16 protein-coding genes are annotated in these 15,772 nt (G+C 59.2%); 13 read left to right on the forward strand and 3 right to left on the reverse strand.

Translation table 11 applies throughout. The features are described from left to right. The first annotated feature begins 12 nt into the window (after positions 1-12). Together AB4P94_RS18495 and AB4P94_RS18500 are read left to right on the forward strand one after the other, a co-directional pair. Complete coding sequence (locus AB4P94_RS18495) at positions 13-480, forward strand: MEKHLA domain-containing protein (protein WP_395606805.1); 468 nt, start codon at positions 13-15, stop codon at positions 478-480. 253 nt (positions 481-733) lie between these two features. After that, positions 734-2,089, forward strand: a complete 1,356-nt coding sequence (locus AB4P94_RS18500) for a hypothetical protein (RefSeq protein WP_395606806.1) — start codon at positions 734-736, stop codon at positions 2,087-2,089. 87 nt (positions 2,090-2,176) lie between these two features. Here the strand turns inward: AB4P94_RS18500 and AB4P94_RS18505 are convergent, their stop codons facing one another. Further along, positions 2,177-2,413, reverse strand: a complete 237-nt coding sequence (locus tag AB4P94_RS18505) for a DUF6555 family protein (RefSeq protein ID WP_016974012.1) — start codon at positions 2,411-2,413, stop codon at positions 2,177-2,179. Between the two features lie 120 nt (positions 2,414-2,533). Between AB4P94_RS18505 and AB4P94_RS18510 the strand changes: the two genes are divergently transcribed. The 4 genes from AB4P94_RS18510 to AB4P94_RS18525 all read left to right on the forward strand — a co-directional run bounded on the left by AB4P94_RS18510 (position 2,534) and on the right by AB4P94_RS18525 (position 6,483). Then, positions 2,534-3,352: an arylamine N-acetyltransferase gene (locus AB4P94_RS18510; RefSeq protein WP_395606807.1), complete on the forward strand. Its 819-nt coding sequence runs from the start codon at positions 2,534-2,536 to the stop codon at positions 3,350-3,352. Between the two features lie 104 nt (positions 3,353-3,456). Then, entirely contained in the window at positions 3,457-3,810 is a 354-nt protein-coding gene (locus AB4P94_RS18515; RefSeq protein WP_395606808.1) for a c-type cytochrome, read from the forward strand. A 73-nt stretch (positions 3,811-3,883) separates the two neighbouring features. Then, positions 3,884-5,212, forward strand: coding sequence for a D-arabinono-1,4-lactone oxidase (locus AB4P94_RS18520; RefSeq protein ID WP_395611357.1), 1,329 nt, complete (start codon positions 3,884-3,886; stop codon positions 5,210-5,212). Between the two features lie 59 nt (positions 5,213-5,271). Beyond that, a complete protein-coding gene (locus AB4P94_RS18525; protein WP_395611358.1) occupies positions 5,272-6,483 on the forward strand; it encodes a DSD1 family PLP-dependent enzyme in 1,212 nt (403 codons plus the stop codon). A gap of 99 nt (positions 6,484-6,582) precedes the next feature. On the opposite strand, the gene AB4P94_RS18530 is transcribed toward AB4P94_RS18525, so the two are convergent. Further along, entirely contained in the window at positions 6,583-7,524 is a 942-nt protein-coding gene (locus AB4P94_RS18530) for a transporter (protein WP_395606809.1), read from the reverse strand. 203 nt (positions 7,525-7,727) lie between these two features. Between AB4P94_RS18530 and AB4P94_RS18535 the strand changes: the two genes are divergently transcribed. After that, positions 7,728-8,765 carry an AraC family transcriptional regulator gene (locus tag AB4P94_RS18535; protein WP_395606810.1) on the forward strand — a complete coding sequence of 346 codons (1,038 nt, stop codon included), beginning with the start codon at positions 7,728-7,730 and terminating at the stop codon, positions 8,763-8,765. 42 nt (positions 8,766-8,807) lie between these two features. On the opposite strand, the gene AB4P94_RS18540 is transcribed toward AB4P94_RS18535, so the two are convergent. Then, positions 8,808-9,359, reverse strand: coding sequence for an RNA polymerase sigma factor (locus AB4P94_RS18540; protein ID WP_395606811.1), 552 nt, complete (start codon positions 9,357-9,359; stop codon positions 8,808-8,810). 484 nt (positions 9,360-9,843) lie between these two features. On the opposite strand from AB4P94_RS18540, the gene AB4P94_RS18545 reads away from it, so the two are divergent. The 6 genes from AB4P94_RS18545 to AB4P94_RS18570 all read left to right on the forward strand — a co-directional run bounded on the left by AB4P94_RS18545 (position 9,844) and on the right by AB4P94_RS18570 (position 15,611). Beyond that, on the forward strand, positions 9,844-10,773 hold the full coding sequence (locus tag AB4P94_RS18545; RefSeq protein WP_395606812.1) for an anti-sigma factor family protein: 930 nt from the start codon (positions 9,844-9,846) through the stop codon (positions 10,771-10,773). 51 nt (positions 10,774-10,824) lie between these two features. After that, the gene (locus AB4P94_RS18550; protein WP_395606813.1) at positions 10,825-11,859 is read left to right on the forward strand and encodes a catalase family peroxidase; all 1,035 of its coding nucleotides are present in this window, start codon (positions 10,825-10,827) and stop codon (positions 11,857-11,859) included. A 78-nt stretch (positions 11,860-11,937) separates the two neighbouring features. Then, positions 11,938-12,990, forward strand: coding sequence for a type VI secretion system protein TssA (gene tssA, locus AB4P94_RS18555; protein ID WP_395606814.1), 1,053 nt, complete (start codon positions 11,938-11,940; stop codon positions 12,988-12,990). 38 nt (positions 12,991-13,028) lie between these two features. Next, positions 13,029-13,529 (forward strand): type VI secretion system contractile sheath small subunit, encoded by a 501-nt coding sequence (gene tssB / locus AB4P94_RS18560; protein ID WP_078743334.1) that lies wholly within the window; start codon positions 13,029-13,031, stop codon positions 13,527-13,529. A 78-nt stretch (positions 13,530-13,607) separates the two neighbouring features. Further along, on the forward strand, positions 13,608-15,107 hold the full coding sequence (gene tssC, locus AB4P94_RS18565; RefSeq protein ID WP_395606815.1) for a type VI secretion system contractile sheath large subunit: 1,500 nt from the start codon (positions 13,608-13,610) through the stop codon (positions 15,105-15,107). Between the two features lie 21 nt (positions 15,108-15,128). Beyond that, positions 15,129-15,611 carry a type VI secretion system tube protein Hcp gene (locus AB4P94_RS18570; RefSeq protein ID WP_078743332.1) on the forward strand — a complete coding sequence of 161 codons (483 nt, stop codon included), beginning with the start codon at positions 15,129-15,131 and terminating at the stop codon, positions 15,609-15,611. Positions 15,612-15,772 lie beyond the last annotated feature (161 nt).

The raw sequence follows: 15,772 nt of genomic DNA on the forward strand, positions 1-15,772 counted from the left end.
GTGAGGTTGTGTGTGTCCCTTCAAGAAAACTTCGTACACCGGCTGGATGAGGCGTATCGACACTGGACCGGCCAGGGACTGCCGGCCCCTCACCACCTGAGCCCGCAACAGCGTCTGGCCTGGCTGCACAGCCAGGCACCGTATAGCCTGCTGGCCCATGACGGTGCCGCCGACCCGCGCTTTACCTATGTGAATGACTGCGCGTTGCAGTGCTTCAAATACCCGCGCGAAAGCTTTATCGGCATGCCTTCGCGCTTCAGCGCCTCGGCGCTGGACCGCGCCGCGCGCCAGGTGCTTCTGGAGCAAGTCACCGCCAACGGCATTGCCGACGGCTACAGCGGCTGGCGGGTGGATGCGCACAACCAGCCGTTCATGATCTATGCCGGCGTGGTGTGGACACTGCTGGATGAAGCTGGCCAGCCGAACGGGCAGGCGGCGCTGTTCTGGCCGGATGAACAGCGCATCGGCGTATTGGCTTAAGCGCTTTTAAGGCTTTCCAGCCAGGCGGGGTCGAGCCGGCGCGTTAGAGTTCGGGTCAGGTCTCAGTGTGGGGCGGCGTGGCATCACCCCATGCTGAACCCACAGGATCCGATCAGCCACTGAATGATGCGGTTTGTATCGTTTAACCTATTGTATCTACGTATAATTGCGCGCTGAAAAGTCACTGCACACGCGCTTTTTTATTGGTGCAGGTTGGAAATATTTAATTCGGATTATTATTTCAGGGAGCAACATGAAAGCAGAGACGGCTTACGCAATCCATGAATCCATGGGTGTTATTTTAAGTAGAAAACTTATGGACTGCCTTGACAGGATTGAGGAGTTAAGCACGCTTCAAACCACAAACGAATTCAGGGTTCTTGAATTGCTTCAGCGTACGGTTCCTGAAGCTGATTGTCTTGTTGGTGAGCCAGCTCCAAATGTTTCTTTCGAGATAGTTGTCGGACTTTGGAGTCAATTCAGTGATGAGGTGAACGCACTGAATGATACCTATAAGGCATTTCTGGACTCGGTGGCGCGAAGGTTTAAACTAAATGTGCCTCATCCGATTTTTTTGTTTGGCAGCATCGTGAAGCATGAAAAAAAGATTCGCGATAAGTTGGATGTGAATTTGCGGCCGCTGCTTAAAGAATATGTGATCGGTGCCGACGAAATAATCAAGCGCTTTAAAGTCGGCTTGCTTAATTATCAAGCAGCTGATTCAGTTGATCGCTTTCTTGATAATAGTGAGCCTTTTGAAAAGAGCGACGTGAGGTTTTTGCCGGCCGTGCTCGGCGTCCCGACGATCTATCTGGATCTGAATGCGGTCGCATTTATCTTGTCCAAAGCGAATATCAAGCGGCAATGTGTGGCCGCCAGTCAGGCGAATAAAATTGCATTTGTTTACAGCAGTTTTACGCTGGAAGATATTGTGCTATCCAACCCACTGTTTGTCTCAGACCTGATCGAGGCGCTTCAAGAGCTTGCGAGAGACCATCTGGTGGGCATTCTGAGCCAAGAAGTAGCGTTTGTTACGGAGGATATCTATCACACCTATGAGAGGGTAGAACTCTTGCGGCCGGGTACCCGTAATTTTGAGCATTATAATTTAGTGAGTACTGTTCGCCACTATCATGACTATCCTGCGTTTAGGCGAGGCGAGAAAGTTTACAATATTATTGTTGACGATCCCATGGCGCTTTTCGGTAAGGATAGCCTCCATCGAACCATTCCAGAGATGGAGTTTCTGACGCTGGAGTTTCGTGATGAACAGTTTGTTCAGGCGCTTCTTCGCACCGGTGAAGTCACCTTGGCCACGCCGGCGGACAGTTGCGAGGCAATTGAGCAGCTTTTGAAACTTTGCGATTTTATCAATTTTCAGACGGAAGTTGTGAAGATGGATAATGCGTCAAAAATTTCCAGTAGTTATCGCGATAACAAGCATATTTTGCATGCGAGTATCACGGATTATCTTATCAGTGATGATGAGAAACTCAGGGCAAGGGCGAAGTTCGTTTACGGGGTTCTTGGAATCACTACTGAAGTGATGACATCAAAAGTGTTTTTGCAACGGTCAAAAGAGATTCTTGCGGGCCTTGCCGCAGGTTAGTTTAGCGTGTGATAAAAGCTGTCGGCAAAAAAAGACACCGGCGTCATCGTCGGTGTCTGTGAATGTTGATAAGTGTATGCGTCAAATTTATTTGGGCGCGACCCAGGTGACCTCGGTAATCCCGAACTTTTCCGCCCAGGGTCGGGTGGTCTTCTTCACTTGTTCGTGGCCCACGCGGCCAATACGGCTGACGTGCGCAATGTCGGCATCAACCGCCGCCCAGTGCCAGGCCTCGGCGTTATTCATCACTTCGGCGCGCACCACAAAGGATTTCGGTTGACCGTGCAGCTGATAGTGGATGGTGTAGATTTTTGCGGTACTCATGTTGCCTCCCTGTCTTGTTATAGATGGATAGGTTGGCGCTCAAAAAGGTTCATTCAAAATGACAAATCCGCTGCCTGCGCGGCATAGTGTCGCGATCGCCTCGCACTCAAGGATTGCTTCATGCCTGGATTGACTCACTGCCAGCTTTACCTGCAACGCCTGGGCTACGATTCGCCGCCACCGCCTACGCTGCAAACCTTGCGGGAATTGCAGTTGCGCCATGTGTGCACCTTCGCCTTCGAGAGCCTGTCGACCTTGATGCACTTGCCGGTACCCATCGATTTGCCGAGCATCGAGCAAAAAGTCCTGCTGGACGGGCGCGGTGGTTACTGTTTTGAGCTGAACTACCTGTTCCTGAGCCTGTTGCAGGCGCTGGGTTTCGATGCGCGCGGCCTCACTGGCTGGGTGGTGATGGGCGGGCCGCCGGACGCACGCACCGGGCGCACCCACCGCCTGAGCCTGGTGACGCTGGACGGTGTGCGCTACATCAGCGATGTCGGTTTTGGCGGCATGGTGCCGAGCAGCCCGCTGCAACTGGACACCGAGGCCACCCAGGCCACCGCCCACGAACCGTATCGGCTGACATTCAATGAAGGCTGTTACACCTTGTGGGCCCAAGTGGGCGAGGAGTGGCGGGGGTTGTATGTGTTCGACCTGCAGCCCCAGGCGGATATCGATTACGAAATCGGCAACTGGTACGTGTCCACGCACCCGGCCTCAACCTTCGTCGGCCAGTTGAAGGCGGCGTTGTTGGCACCGGGTCAACGGCATACGCTAAGCAACGCCAACTATGCCGTTCACTCGCTGGACCGCCCCAGCGAAAAACGGGCAATCGACAGCGCCGATGAACTGCTGGCCTTGCTGCAAACCACCTTTGGCATTCGCCTGCCGGTCCAACCGCAACTTCGTGAAGCACTGGAGCGATTGGTCAAGGCTTGACTGTCCGCCCAAGCCCCCTTTGTGTCCCCCAAAACCCTCAACGCCGCGCAGCACCTGTCTTAGTGTGGAACGCAGGTTCCATACCATAAAAAGAGAGGGTGGCCATGCGCCGCATCCTGCTGTTGCTCGTTGTATCAGGCCTGCTCACGGCCTGTGACGGTCCCCCCAAGCACGCCTCCGAACACGCCGGCGCAGGCATGCCTGCTGACCCAGCGCTCGCCCAGGTCTACGACACCAGTTGCAAGCTGTGCCACGCCAACCCGGCGTCCGGCGCGCCGCTGAGCGGTGACCGTGCGGCCTGGAGCCCGCGTGTCGCCCAGGGCGCGGACACACTGCTGGATCACAGCATCAACGGCTACAACGGCATGCCGCCGATGGGCCTGTGCATGCAGTGCTCCGAGGCGCAGTTCCTCGCGCTGATCAGCTTTATGGCCGGTGTTGAACTCCAACAACAATAAGAAGAGGTGGTGGATGGCGCTTTCACGGCGGCAACTGTTGCAACGCTCAAGCCTGGCCGGGGCTTTTCTGGCGGTGACGAGCAATCCGGTGCTGGCCCAGCTGGTGCGGGCGCCCAGGCTGATCCCGTGGCGCAACTGGTCGGGCGCGCAGACCTGCCTGCCACTGGCACGCGTGGCGCCCAAGGATCTGGATGAGCTGGTGCAGGTGATTCGCCAGGCCCCGGGGCAGATTCGCCCGGTTGGCTCGGCCCATTCATTCAGCGCGCTGGTGCCCACTGACGGCACCTTGCTGTCCTTGAGTTACTTCAACGGCCTGCTTGAGCACGACGCCGCCACCCTGCAAGCCACCTTTGCCGCCGGCACGCCGATGTCGCGCATGGGCCCGGCACTCAAGGCGGTAGGGCAGGCGCTGCCGAATATGGCGGATATCGATTACCAGACCCTGGCCGGGGCGATTTCCACCTCCACCCACGGCACCGGTGTGGGGTTTACCTCGTATTCCGGCTGCGTGACCGGGTTGCAGCTGGTGACAGCCCAAGGCGAGGTGCTCGATTGCGACGCTCAGCGTCACCCTGAGGTCTTCAGCGCGGCTCGCGTGTCCCTGGGTGCACTGGGCGTTGCCACCCAAATCCGCTCGCAGAACCGCGCGCCGTACCGGCTGCGCGAGCGCCAATGGATTGCCAAGACTGAAGAGCTGCTGGAAGACGTCGACAAGAACACCCGGGAAAACCAGCACTGGGAAATGCTCGTCGTCACCCATTCCGACTACGCGCTGTCCATCGCCCTCAACGAAACCACCGACCCCGAAACCCCGCCGGTCGACCCGGCCGAGGCGGGTGGCAATGAGTTCGTGACGATCATCGAGAAGCTCGACAAATACGCCAGCGATTTCCCCGACACCCGGCGCACCTTGCTCAACAGCCTGCGTTTTTTCGCGCGTTTCGACGACCGCGTGGCCGAGTCGTTTCAGGTCTACGCCAACGTGCGCAATGTGCGCTTCAACGAGATGGAATACTCGGTGCCGGCCGAACACGGCCCGGCGTGCCTGCGCGAAATCCTCAAGCTGATCACCGACAAGGACCTGCGCACCTGGTTTCCCATCGAGTACCGCTACGTCAAGGCCGATGGCATTCCCCTGAGCATGTTCGAAGGCCGCGACAGCTGTTCGATCTCGGTGCACCAGCATTACGCCATGGACCACCACAACTTTTTCGCCGCGGTGGAGCCGATTTTCTGGAAGTACGCCGGGCGGCCGCATTGGGGCAAGTTGCACACCCTCAATGCGCGCACGTTGCAGCCGTTGTACCCGCGCTGGGATGAGTTCGCCCGCGTGCGCCGCGAGCTGGACCCGAGCGGAAAACTCCTCAACGCCCACCTGTCATCCATTCTGGGAGTGGCCTGATGAACCGTCGACATTTCGTATTGGGCACCGGTGCTTTGCTGGTTGCGGGTGCCTGGTGGCTGCGCCCGGGTGATCGTGGCAGCCCGTACACCGACTATTTTCGCACGCTCAACGCCGAGCTGAAGGCTCACGGGCCGATGCGCCCGGTGATGCTGATTGACTTGGACCGGCTGGATCACAACATCGACGTGGTGATGCAGGCGGTGCAGCGCGGCGGCAAGCATCTGCGGCTGGTGGAGAAATCCCTGCCGTCGCCGGGCCTGCTCGCGTATATCGCCAAGCGGGCAGGGACGCAGCGCTTGATGTCGTTTCACCAACCGTTTCTGAACCACGATGCGCAGGTGTTTCCTGACGCCGATATCCTGATCGGCAAGCCGCTGCCGGTGCGTTCGGCCGAACTGTTTTATCAGACGCACAAGGGCGCGTTCGACCCTTCGCGGCAGTTGCAATGGCTGCTGGATACGCCTGAGCGGTTGCAGCAGTATTTGGCGTTGGCTCAAGGGCTGGGCACGCGGTTGCGGGTCAATATTGAACTGGATGTGGGGCTGCATCGAGGCGGTATCAACGATAACGCTGTGTTGGGGCAGATGCTGACGTTGATCAGTGCCAACCCACAGCATCTGGCCTTCGCCGGGTTCATGGGCTACGACCCGTTTGTGGGCATGGGCGTGCCGGGGGTTCTCGGTTCGCCCCAGGCGCTGTTTGATCAGGTCATGCTGCGCTACAACGGTTTTGTGGATTTCACTCGCCAACAGTTCGCCGGGTTGTGGCGCGAGGGGTTGACCCTGAACACGGCGGGGAGCCCGAGTTATCGGATTCACCAGCAGGAAAGGCTCAGTACGGAAGTGTCGGTGGGCACGGCGCTGCTCAAACCGACCCATTACGACCTGCCGTCGTTGAGTGAGCATGTGCCGGCGGCGTTTATTGCCACGCCGGTGTTGAAAAGCACCGGGCCGGTGAATATCCCGGCGCTGGATGGCAAGTCGCGGGTGTTTTCGTGGTGGGACTCGAACCAGCGCCAGACGTTCTTTATTTATGGCGGTAACTGGATGGCCGAATTCGAGTCGCCCCAAGGGCTGCAAAGCAATGATCTGTACGGGCGCAGTTCTAACCAGGAGATGGTCAACGGCTCGCTGGCGGTGGGTTTGAACATTGAGGATCAGGTGTTTTTACGCCCCACCCAGAGTGAGTTTGTGCTGTTGCAGTTTGGTGATTTGCTGGCGGTTCGCGGGGGCAAAATTGTTGAGACCTGGCCTGTCTATAACAACTGACTGAGACGAACCTCTGTGGGAGCTGGCTTGCCTGCGATGGCGGTGGATCATTCACCACCGCCATCGCAGGCAAGCCAGCTCCTACATTTTTGGTTGGGTTTACAGGGCGAAAGGAATAGTGAGCTTGGCCCACAACATATCGCCTTCCGGCCGGTTCTTCACATCAAACTCCTTGGCCCAACGCACCTCCGCACTGGCGTATTTGAGAAAGGTGAAATACACCGCCGGGCCGATCGCAAACACCTGCCCGCGTACGCCGTCATTTACGTCTTCGCCATAGATGTTCACCACGGTGCGCCCGTTCTGTTTGTCGTCGGTGGTTTGCTTGAGGTAGTAGCCGTTGACCCCCAGGCTCAGGTTGTCGGTCACCTTGTAGCTGGCCGAATAATCGAAGTGAAAAATCTGCCCGGAGCGGTAATCGGTGTCGTGGTTTTCTTCGTTGAAACTGTAGGTGGTCTTGATCGACAGCTCGGTGCGGTCGTCTGGCATCCAGGTGGCCGACACGAGGGGTTTGTAGGTGTAGAAGTTATTGCTGGTATTGGCCAGGCGCGTGGCGTCGTATTCGCCCGTGGGCAGGGTGATTTCCACGGCGGCAGCCAGGGTCAGTTTCGGGCCCATGTCCCACAGGATGATCGGCGCCAGGGTGGTGTCGCCCATGCTTTCGCGCGTGTCGGACATACCGAACAGCGAGACCTGTTGCTTGAGGTAAGGCTGGGCAATGTAGCCGCCCAGGCGTCCGCCGAAGATGCGCACGGGGCTCAGGTAGTCCAGGCGCGGGATGATTGCGTCGGACTTGATGCGCACCTGCGAAACTTTGCCGCCCAGGGAACTGATGTCCAGTTTGCGGGCCTGGTAGTGGTTGTAATACAGGTTGAAGGCGAACATGTGGTCCGGCAGGTTGTTCACGTCCAGGGGCAGGATGTAGAAGCCATCGGTGCCGGGGCCGATGTTGTCGACGCCGCCTTCGGTGGCCAGGGCCGGCAGGCTGATCAGGCTCAACAACGCGAGTTGCAGCGGGTGAAGTGTGCGGGTGGGGTTCATGTCTGGCCTCGTTCTTATTGTTAGGGCACTGCTGGCCTTAGAAATAAGCCCTCAGGGGCTGGCAGGGCAGGGTTTTGGAGGACAGATAGGGGGACTTTGCCGGACAGGTTTCACTCAGGGTGCAGCGACTCTTGCAAGCGCCTATGATTGTCAGAATGTTTCTAAAACAAGAACTGAAGTACTCAGTCAGGAACCCGTGATCCATGCAAAGGAAAGCCGTTGACCCGCAATTCGAGCTGGCGCTGGTGTCGCCTTTTCTGTTGCAAACCCTGGCACAGGTGGTTTCGCAGAAGGGCGCCAGTGCCCAAGCGCTGTGCCGCGGGCTGGGGTTTACCCTGGCCGACCTGGATGACCCCTCGCAACGCATTTCCTATCGCCAGGCCGTGGCGATGATCCAGCGGGCGCTCAAGGCCTTGCCCGATCAGGGCCTGGGCCTGTGGGTGGGGCATCAGAACGTACTCGGCACCCTGGGCCTGCTCGGCCATGTGATTTCCCTGTGCAAGACCCTGCGCGATGCCTTTGCCATCGGCGAGCGGCATCAGCACACCTCCGGCGGCATCGCCACCACCCGCACCCATGAAACGCCGCAGGAAGTGTGCGTCGACGTTGAATGCCTGTTGCCCTACGCCGACGTCCAGGTGTTTGCGGCCGAAGAGTTCTTTGCCAGTCTCATGGTGTATGGCCGGGCGTTGGTCGGCGCCGATTTCAAGCCGCAGCGGTTGGAGTTTGTGCACGCAGCACCGTCCTATGTCGCCGAGTATCAGCGCTTGTTTGGCACGGACGTGCGTTTTGGTTGCCTGCACAATCGCATGGTGCTGGCGCCGCACTGGCTGGACACGCGCCTGCCCAATCATCACCCCTTGGCATTGCGCCAGGCCCTGGATTTGCTGGAGCTGGAAAGCGCCCAACTGCATCAGAAGATGGACCTGATCCAGGCAGTGGAGCGCGCCATCTCGCGGGATCTGCAGGGCAGCCAACTGGAGAAGGTCGCCGGCGACCTGAACATGAGCGGGCGCACCCTGCGCCGGCGCCTGACCGAGCACGGCCTGACCTTCGAAGCACTGCTGGAGCAGGTTCGGCGCGCACGCACCATGGGGTTGCTGGGGAATCCGGGGTTGTCGATCGAGCGCATCACCGAGGAAGTCGGTTACAGCGACGTGCGCAGTTTTCGGCGGGCGTTCAAACGCTGGACGGGGGTGAGCCCCAGTGCGTTTCGCGGTGATGGGGGAGGGTTGGCGTAGTCCTTAGGGTGGTCCCGTTCAGGACGCCGGTCTAGAGCGGCTTCACGAAGCTGACGAGCTTTGCGGTCGAGCGCGCAAAGGTTTGCTTTTTGGCGAATCAAAAAGCGCGCCGATCGCCTGACGCGCACGGGACAGCCGGCTCATGACGGTGCCGATCGGCAAATCGAGCATCTCGGCGGCTTCCTTGTAGCTGAAGCGCTCAACGCCCACCAGCAACATGACTTCGCGCTGGCCTTCGGGGAGTTTCTCCACGGCTTCGATGATTTGCCGGTGCATCAAGTCAGACTCCGGGTTGGGCGCCTCGGGGTCGCTGACGGTTTCCAGGAATTCGTCATTCCAGTCCATGCGCGAGCGGCTGCGGACTTTGCGCGAACGCAGTTCGTTGATCCAGGTCGAGTGGACAATGGAAAACATCCAGCTCAGCACCGACGTGTCGGGCTGCAACTGATGGGAGCGTTCCAGTGCGCGCACGCAGGCGAGCTGAACCAGGTCTTCGGCATCGTGCTTGTCGCCGGAAATGCGCAACGCAAATGCCCACAGGCGTGGCAGCAGTTCTGGAAGCAGTGCGGGTAAGTCAGCACCGGTGATCGACATATTTCCTCTTTTTATTTCTTGATGCCTAAAATGGTGCGGTCAGGCTACGAGGTCGATACCGTAGCGGATGCCTGTGTCGCGGCGTCCTTTTTGCGGTGCTGAGGGTCCTTGGGTGACGGTAAATTGTATCAAAATGCTGACAAATTGTATCAATTTGGATCGATTTTGAAAGGTTATTGACAGCTTATGCAGGTACCAGGCCAATAATTCTGACAATCGTGTCAGGAAAATTACCCGTACACATAGTGAAACATATAAGATTTATTCGGCCCTGGGAATATTTTCAATTCCAGGGTGTTCTCTTAGAGTATTTGCACCTGTCACTGAGTGCCTGTCGGTTGCTTTAAAGTTTTTTTGACCTGTTGCAACGTTAAAGATGATATCAATATGATGGCCTGTCGCTACCCGCAGATCGGTCACTTCGGCTCACAAAGCCGGACATCACACAGCAATAATTGATGAATACAAACGGAGAGATAACCCCATGGTAGCGGATGATGCCTTGCTAATGGCCTATGTTGACGGCGAGCTCTCGTCGCAACAGAACCAAGAGCTTGAGCGGCTCATAGACGCTTCGCCGGATCTGGCTCAGCGAGTCTCTCGGTTGATGGCTTCCTGCCTGCCTTATGAGGAAGCGTTTGCTCGCCAGAACGTGCCACCGGTGCCCGAGAGCCTGAAGCTCAGTATCGCGGCGTTGGCGGCTCAGCATTCGGCTGCGCAATCGACGGCTGGAACTGTTCCGACGAGTGGAGTGAACTCTTCCGATAAAGCAGACAGCGTTTTCTCGCGCCTGTTCGCGTTCCTCCAACCTAAATTTGCATGGCCGGCCCTGACGTTCGTTGCGGGTGCTGCCTGCTATGCCCTCGTGCTTCAAGTTGGTGCGTTCAGCGGCGCCCTCAAGCCCGGTTTTGATGCGAGCGCTCCGGCTGTTGCCCAGACCTCTCCCTGGGTGCAACAAGCGGCCGCGTACCAGCATCTTTATACCCGCGAAACCGTGGCTTACGGCGCTCAGCCCACTGATGTGGTGACCCAGACCCTCGCCGATATCCGCCAGATAGACGGCCTTGCCCTGCGTGTTCCGGACCTGAGTTCCGCCGGCCTGACCTTCAAGCGGGTGCAGCGCCTGCGCTTCAACAACAAGGCGTTGATCCAGTTGGTGTACCTTCCCGCCAATGGCGCGCCGGTTGCATTGTGCGTGATGAAAGAGCCCAAGCCGGATCAGTCCATCGCACAACAGAGCGTCGCGCAGATGAACGTAGTAACGTGGCGTCAGTCTGAACTGGGCTACGCACTTATCGGCGAGCCCGAAGGTGTAGACCTCAACGCCGTTGCCCGACTTGTCGCCGACCGAAGTGCTGCCCAGCTGTTCGCTGCTGTGCCCGCACCGATGTGGATCGCCGCCATCCAGAAATAACCGTGCTGGGGTCGGGCATTGGTTCCCAATGTCGTGATCCCAGATAGCTAGATGAAAACAACCTTCTCGCTGAAAAAACGCCATTACCTGCCTCTTGCCCTCGCTGCTGTGGTGGTCACAGGCCTCGGTGCCTGGCTGCTGCCGTCCTTTTATTCGCCTTCGCCGACGGCCACGCAAATCGTCGATGAGATGGAAGCGGTGGCCGGTGGTGCTCATCCCGGGTTTCGTCGTAATCACGCCAAGGGCCATTGCATCAGTGGCCGCTTTGAAAGCAACGGTCATGCGGCAGAGATTTCCCGCGCATCCCTGTTACAGCCTGGCAGCGTGCCGCTGATCGGCCGGTTGTCGGCCGCCGGTGGCGACCCGTCCCAAGCCGACGTACACGGCATGATCCGCAGCATGGCCCTGCGCCTGGCCGCCGCCGATGGCGAAACCTGGTACATGGCGATGAACTCCGTGCCGGTGTTTCCGGTAAATACCCCTGAAGGCCTGTATGAGCAGTTGCGCGCCTCGATGCCGGCGTACGGCGGCAGCGGCCCTGACCCGCAAAAAATGCAGGCCTTCAAAAACGCTCACCCTGAAATGCGTCCATTCGAGACCTGGCTGGCGGAGCATCCCGAAGCTTCAGGTTTCGACAATTCGACCTTCTACAGCGTGAATGCTTTCCGCATGACCGACGCTCAGGGCCGGGTGCACTTCGTGCGCTGGAGCATGGTGCCTGAGACGCCTTACAAACCGATGACAAGCGGCCAATCCCGCGACCCGGATTTCCTTGCCTATGGCTTCGCCAAACAGCTTGAACAAGGGCCGGTGCGCTGGGACCTGATCATCACCCTGGCCGAGCCCGGCGATGTGACCACTGACGCCACCCTGCGCTGGCCCCAGGGGCGGCGGCAGATCAATGCCGGCACGCTGATCATCGACAGCCAGCAATCCCAGGTCGAAGGGCCGTGCCGCGACGTGGATTTCAACCCGCTGGAGCTGCCGGACGGCATCGGGCCGTCGGATGACCCGTTGCTGATGGCGCGTGAAGCCGCCTATGCCGAATCCCACCGGCGGCGTATCGAAGAAGAAAGTGTCCATTAAGAATTTTTCCCGTCACGCGGAATAAATCATTTCCCTCGCCTGTTCTATTCCCAGAACAACTTGAACGAGGGAAGTACGATGGGCCTGCCCACCGAAGCTCAAACACTGGATTTCACGGTGCTGGCCCAACCTTTGGGCGAGGCTGGCGCGTGTGGCCAGAACCTTGAGTACGACCCGCAGTTTCTGGAGCTGGAAGAGGAAGCCCTCGGCAAACCCGAGGTGCAGTACGGCGACACCATCACCCAGGCCATCGAGCCGAACTGGAAACGCGTGATGGTCCTCGCTCAGCCCATGCTGGAGCGCAGCCGCGACCTGCGCCTGGCCATCTGGCTGACCCGCGCCCAACTCAACCTGAATGGCATCGCCGGCCTGGCCGCCGGTCTCGAACTGGTTCAGGCCCTGCTGGAAAACTGCTGGGACGGCTTGCACCCTCAGCTCGATCCCGACGACGACAACGACCCGCTGCTGCGCATCAATATTCTGGCGTTCCTCTGTGAACCGGCCGGCGTGCTGCGTGACGTGCTCGACGCGCCCTTGATCAGTGCTCGCAACTTGGGCGCCGTCACCTTGCGTCAGTTCGATCTGGCCAGCGGCGAGCAAAGTGGGGAGGGCGAAAACGTCAGCCTGGCGATGATCGAAGGCGCGTTTACCGAAGCCGACCCGCTGGAGCTGACGGCCACCGACGCCGCGCTGACACGTGCGTTGGAGCTGAGCGTTCAGATTGAGCAACTGCTGACCGAAAAGGTCGGCGTCGGTCGCGCCATCGACCTCAGCGGCCTGGCCACTTTGCTGCGCCGCGCGGGTGAAGTGATTCGCCGCCGCCTGCCCGGTGAGGCTCCTGTCGAAATCGCGACAGCCGCGACGGCCGCGACGCCTGTGGCAACCGTCGCCGCTGTCGCCGCCCCGCAAGCCCTGCGTGGCGAGATCAACAGCCGCGAAGACGCGCGCCAGACCATCGACCGCCTGTGCACCTATTTTCAGACATTTGAACCCGCAAGCCCGGTGCCGATTCTGCTGCAACGGGCGAAGAAATTGATCGACAAGAATTTCATGGAATTGCTGCAAGACCTCGCCCCCGACGGTCTCGCGCAACTGGCGCTGGTCAGCGGTATTCGCAACAGCGACAACTGACCCTTTTTGTATCAACCCCACTCACTGGAGCTTTTCCTGTGGCCAAAGAAAGCAGTCAGAAGTTCATCGCTCGCAACCGGGCGCCACGCGTGCAGATCGAATACGACGTGGAAATCTACGGCGCGGAAAAAACCGTGCAATTGCCCTTCGTCATGGGCGTATTTTCGGACCTTTCCGGCAAGCCTGCCGAACCGTTGCCGCCGGTGGCTGAGCGTAAGTTCCTGGAAGTCGATATCGACAACTTTGACGAGCGTCTCAAGTCGATGAAACCGCGCGTGGCGTTCCAGGTGCCCAACACCCTGACCGGTGAAGGCAACCTGCCGGTGGAAATCACCTTCCAGTCGATGGATGACTTCACCCCGGCGGCCATCGCCAGCAAGGTGCCGAGCCTTAACCAGCTGCTCATCGCGCGCAGCCAATTGTCCAACCTGCTGACCTACATGGACGGCAAGGTGGGCGCCGAGGAATTGCTCGCCAAGCTGCTGGCGGATCCGACCGTGATGCAAGCCTTGAGCTCGGCTCCCAAGCCAACCGAATAACTGAATAACCGTTAACGCCGCCGGTGCCCTGTTTGCCCCGGTACGGGGACGCTTTGCCCAAAATTTGAGGATACCGTCATGTCCACCACTCAATCTGAACAGCCAGGGCAGCTTGCCCCCGCCACGGATTTCGACGCCGGCGACTTCGCCAGCCTGCTGCAAAAAGAGTTCAAGCCCAAGACCGACAAGGCCAAAGAGGCCGTCGAAACGGCGGTGCGCACCCTGGCTGAACAGGCGCTGCACGGCACCAACCTGATGCCCAACGACGTGCTGGGCACCATCGAAGGGCTGATCGCGGCGCTTGATCAGAAGCTTACCGAGCAGGTCAACCACATCCTGCACCACGAGGAATTCCAGGGCGTGGAAAGCGCCTGGCGCGGCCTGCATTACCTGGTCAACAACACCGAGACCGACGAGACCCTGAAAATCCGCGTGATGAACATCTCCAAGAACGAAGTGCACAAGACGCTGCGCAAGTTCAAGGGTGTGGCCTGGGACCAGAGCCCGATTTTCAAGAAGCTGTATGAAGAGGAATACGGCCAGTTCGGCGGCGAGCCATACGGTGCGTTCGTGGCGGACTACTACTTCAACAACAGCGCGCCGGACGTGGAGCTACTGACCCAGATGGCCCGCGTCAGTGCCGCGGCTCACTGCCCGCTGATCACCGCCGCCGACCCCAGCGTGATGCTGATGGAGTCGTGGCAGGAACTGGCGAACCCACGTGACCTGACCAAGATTTTCCAGACCCCCGAGCACGCGGCCTGGCGCAGCTTCCGCGCCAGTGAAGACTCGCGTTACGTGGGCCTGGCCATGCCGCGCTTCCTGTCCCGCGCACCTTACGGCGCCAAGACCAACCCGGTGGAAGAATTTGACTTCGAAGAAACCACCGACGCTGCCGGGGCCAAGGATTTCACCTGGGCCAACGCCGCGTACGCCATGGCGGTGAACATCAACCGCTCGTTCAAACACTACGGCTGGTGCTCACAGATTCGCGGCATCGAATCCGGTGGTGTGGTGGAAGGGCTGCCGGTGCATACCTTCCCGACCGATGACGGCGGTGTCGACATGACCTGCCCAACCGAAATCGCCATCAGCGACCGCCGTGAAGCGGAGCTGGCGAAGAATGGCTTCATGCCGCTGGTGCACAAGAAAAACAGCGACCTGGCTGCGTTCATCGGTGCGCAATCGATGCACAAACCGGCCGAGTACGACGACCCGGACGCCACCGCCAACGCCAACCTGGCTGCGCGCCTGCCGTACCTGTTCGCCACCTGTCGTTTCGCCCATTACTTGAAGTGCATCGTGCGCGACAAGATCGGCTCGTTCAAAGAACGCGACGACATGCAGGTGTGGCTCAACAACTGGATCGGCCGCTACGTGGAACACAACCCGGCCACAGCCACCGACGCCGACAAGGCGCGCAAGCCGCTGGCCGGCGCCGAAGTGGTGGTTGAAGAAATCGAAGGTAACCCCGGCTATTACGGCGCCAAGTTCTTCCTGCGCCCGCACTACCAGCTCGAAGGCCTGACCGTGTCCCTGCGCCTGGTCTCCAAGCTGCCGTCCACCAAATCCAACTGATCAACCTGAAAGGTAACGACCATGATCCTGCTGAACTTCAAAGGCACCCAAATCAAGGGCACTTCCACCGTCGACGCGCACAAGGACTGGATCACCATCGACGCGATCCAGATGGGCGTCGGCCGCGCCATCTCCATCAGCGGCGGCGGCACCGACCGCGACACCAGCAACCCGTCGTTCTCGGAAATTTCCATGACCAAGGCCACCGACCTGGCCTCGGCTGACCTGTTCATGCAAGCCGTGTGCGGCAAGAGCCTGGGCGATGCCGAGATCCACTTCATCCAGACCGGCGGCCCGGACAAGAAGCAACAGGTGTTCCTCAAGCTGATCCTGGGCGAAGCCATCATCAGCTCCTACTCCGCCAGCAGTAATGGCGAGCGCCCGAGCGAAACCTTCTCCATCAACTTCACCACCATCAGCTACGAGTACGACTCCTTCACCGGCGATACCGTGATCACCGGCACGCCGAAGAAGTGGGACCTGGAAAAGAACCAGAAGATCTGATTCTGGCTCGGCCTGGTGCGGCGGGCGGGGCAGTTGTGGCAACCGGGTTTTCTGTGGCGAGCGGGCTTGTTGTGGCGAGCGGGCTTGCCCCGCGTTGGGCTGCGCAGCAGCCCTCAAAACCTATGCCGCGATCTGTCTGCAAGTGCGCGGTGGCCTTATTG

Source organism: Pseudomonas sp. B22129 (assembly GCF_044218875.1).
Classification (GTDB): domain Bacteria; phylum Pseudomonadota; class Gammaproteobacteria; order Pseudomonadales; family Pseudomonadaceae; genus Aquipseudomonas.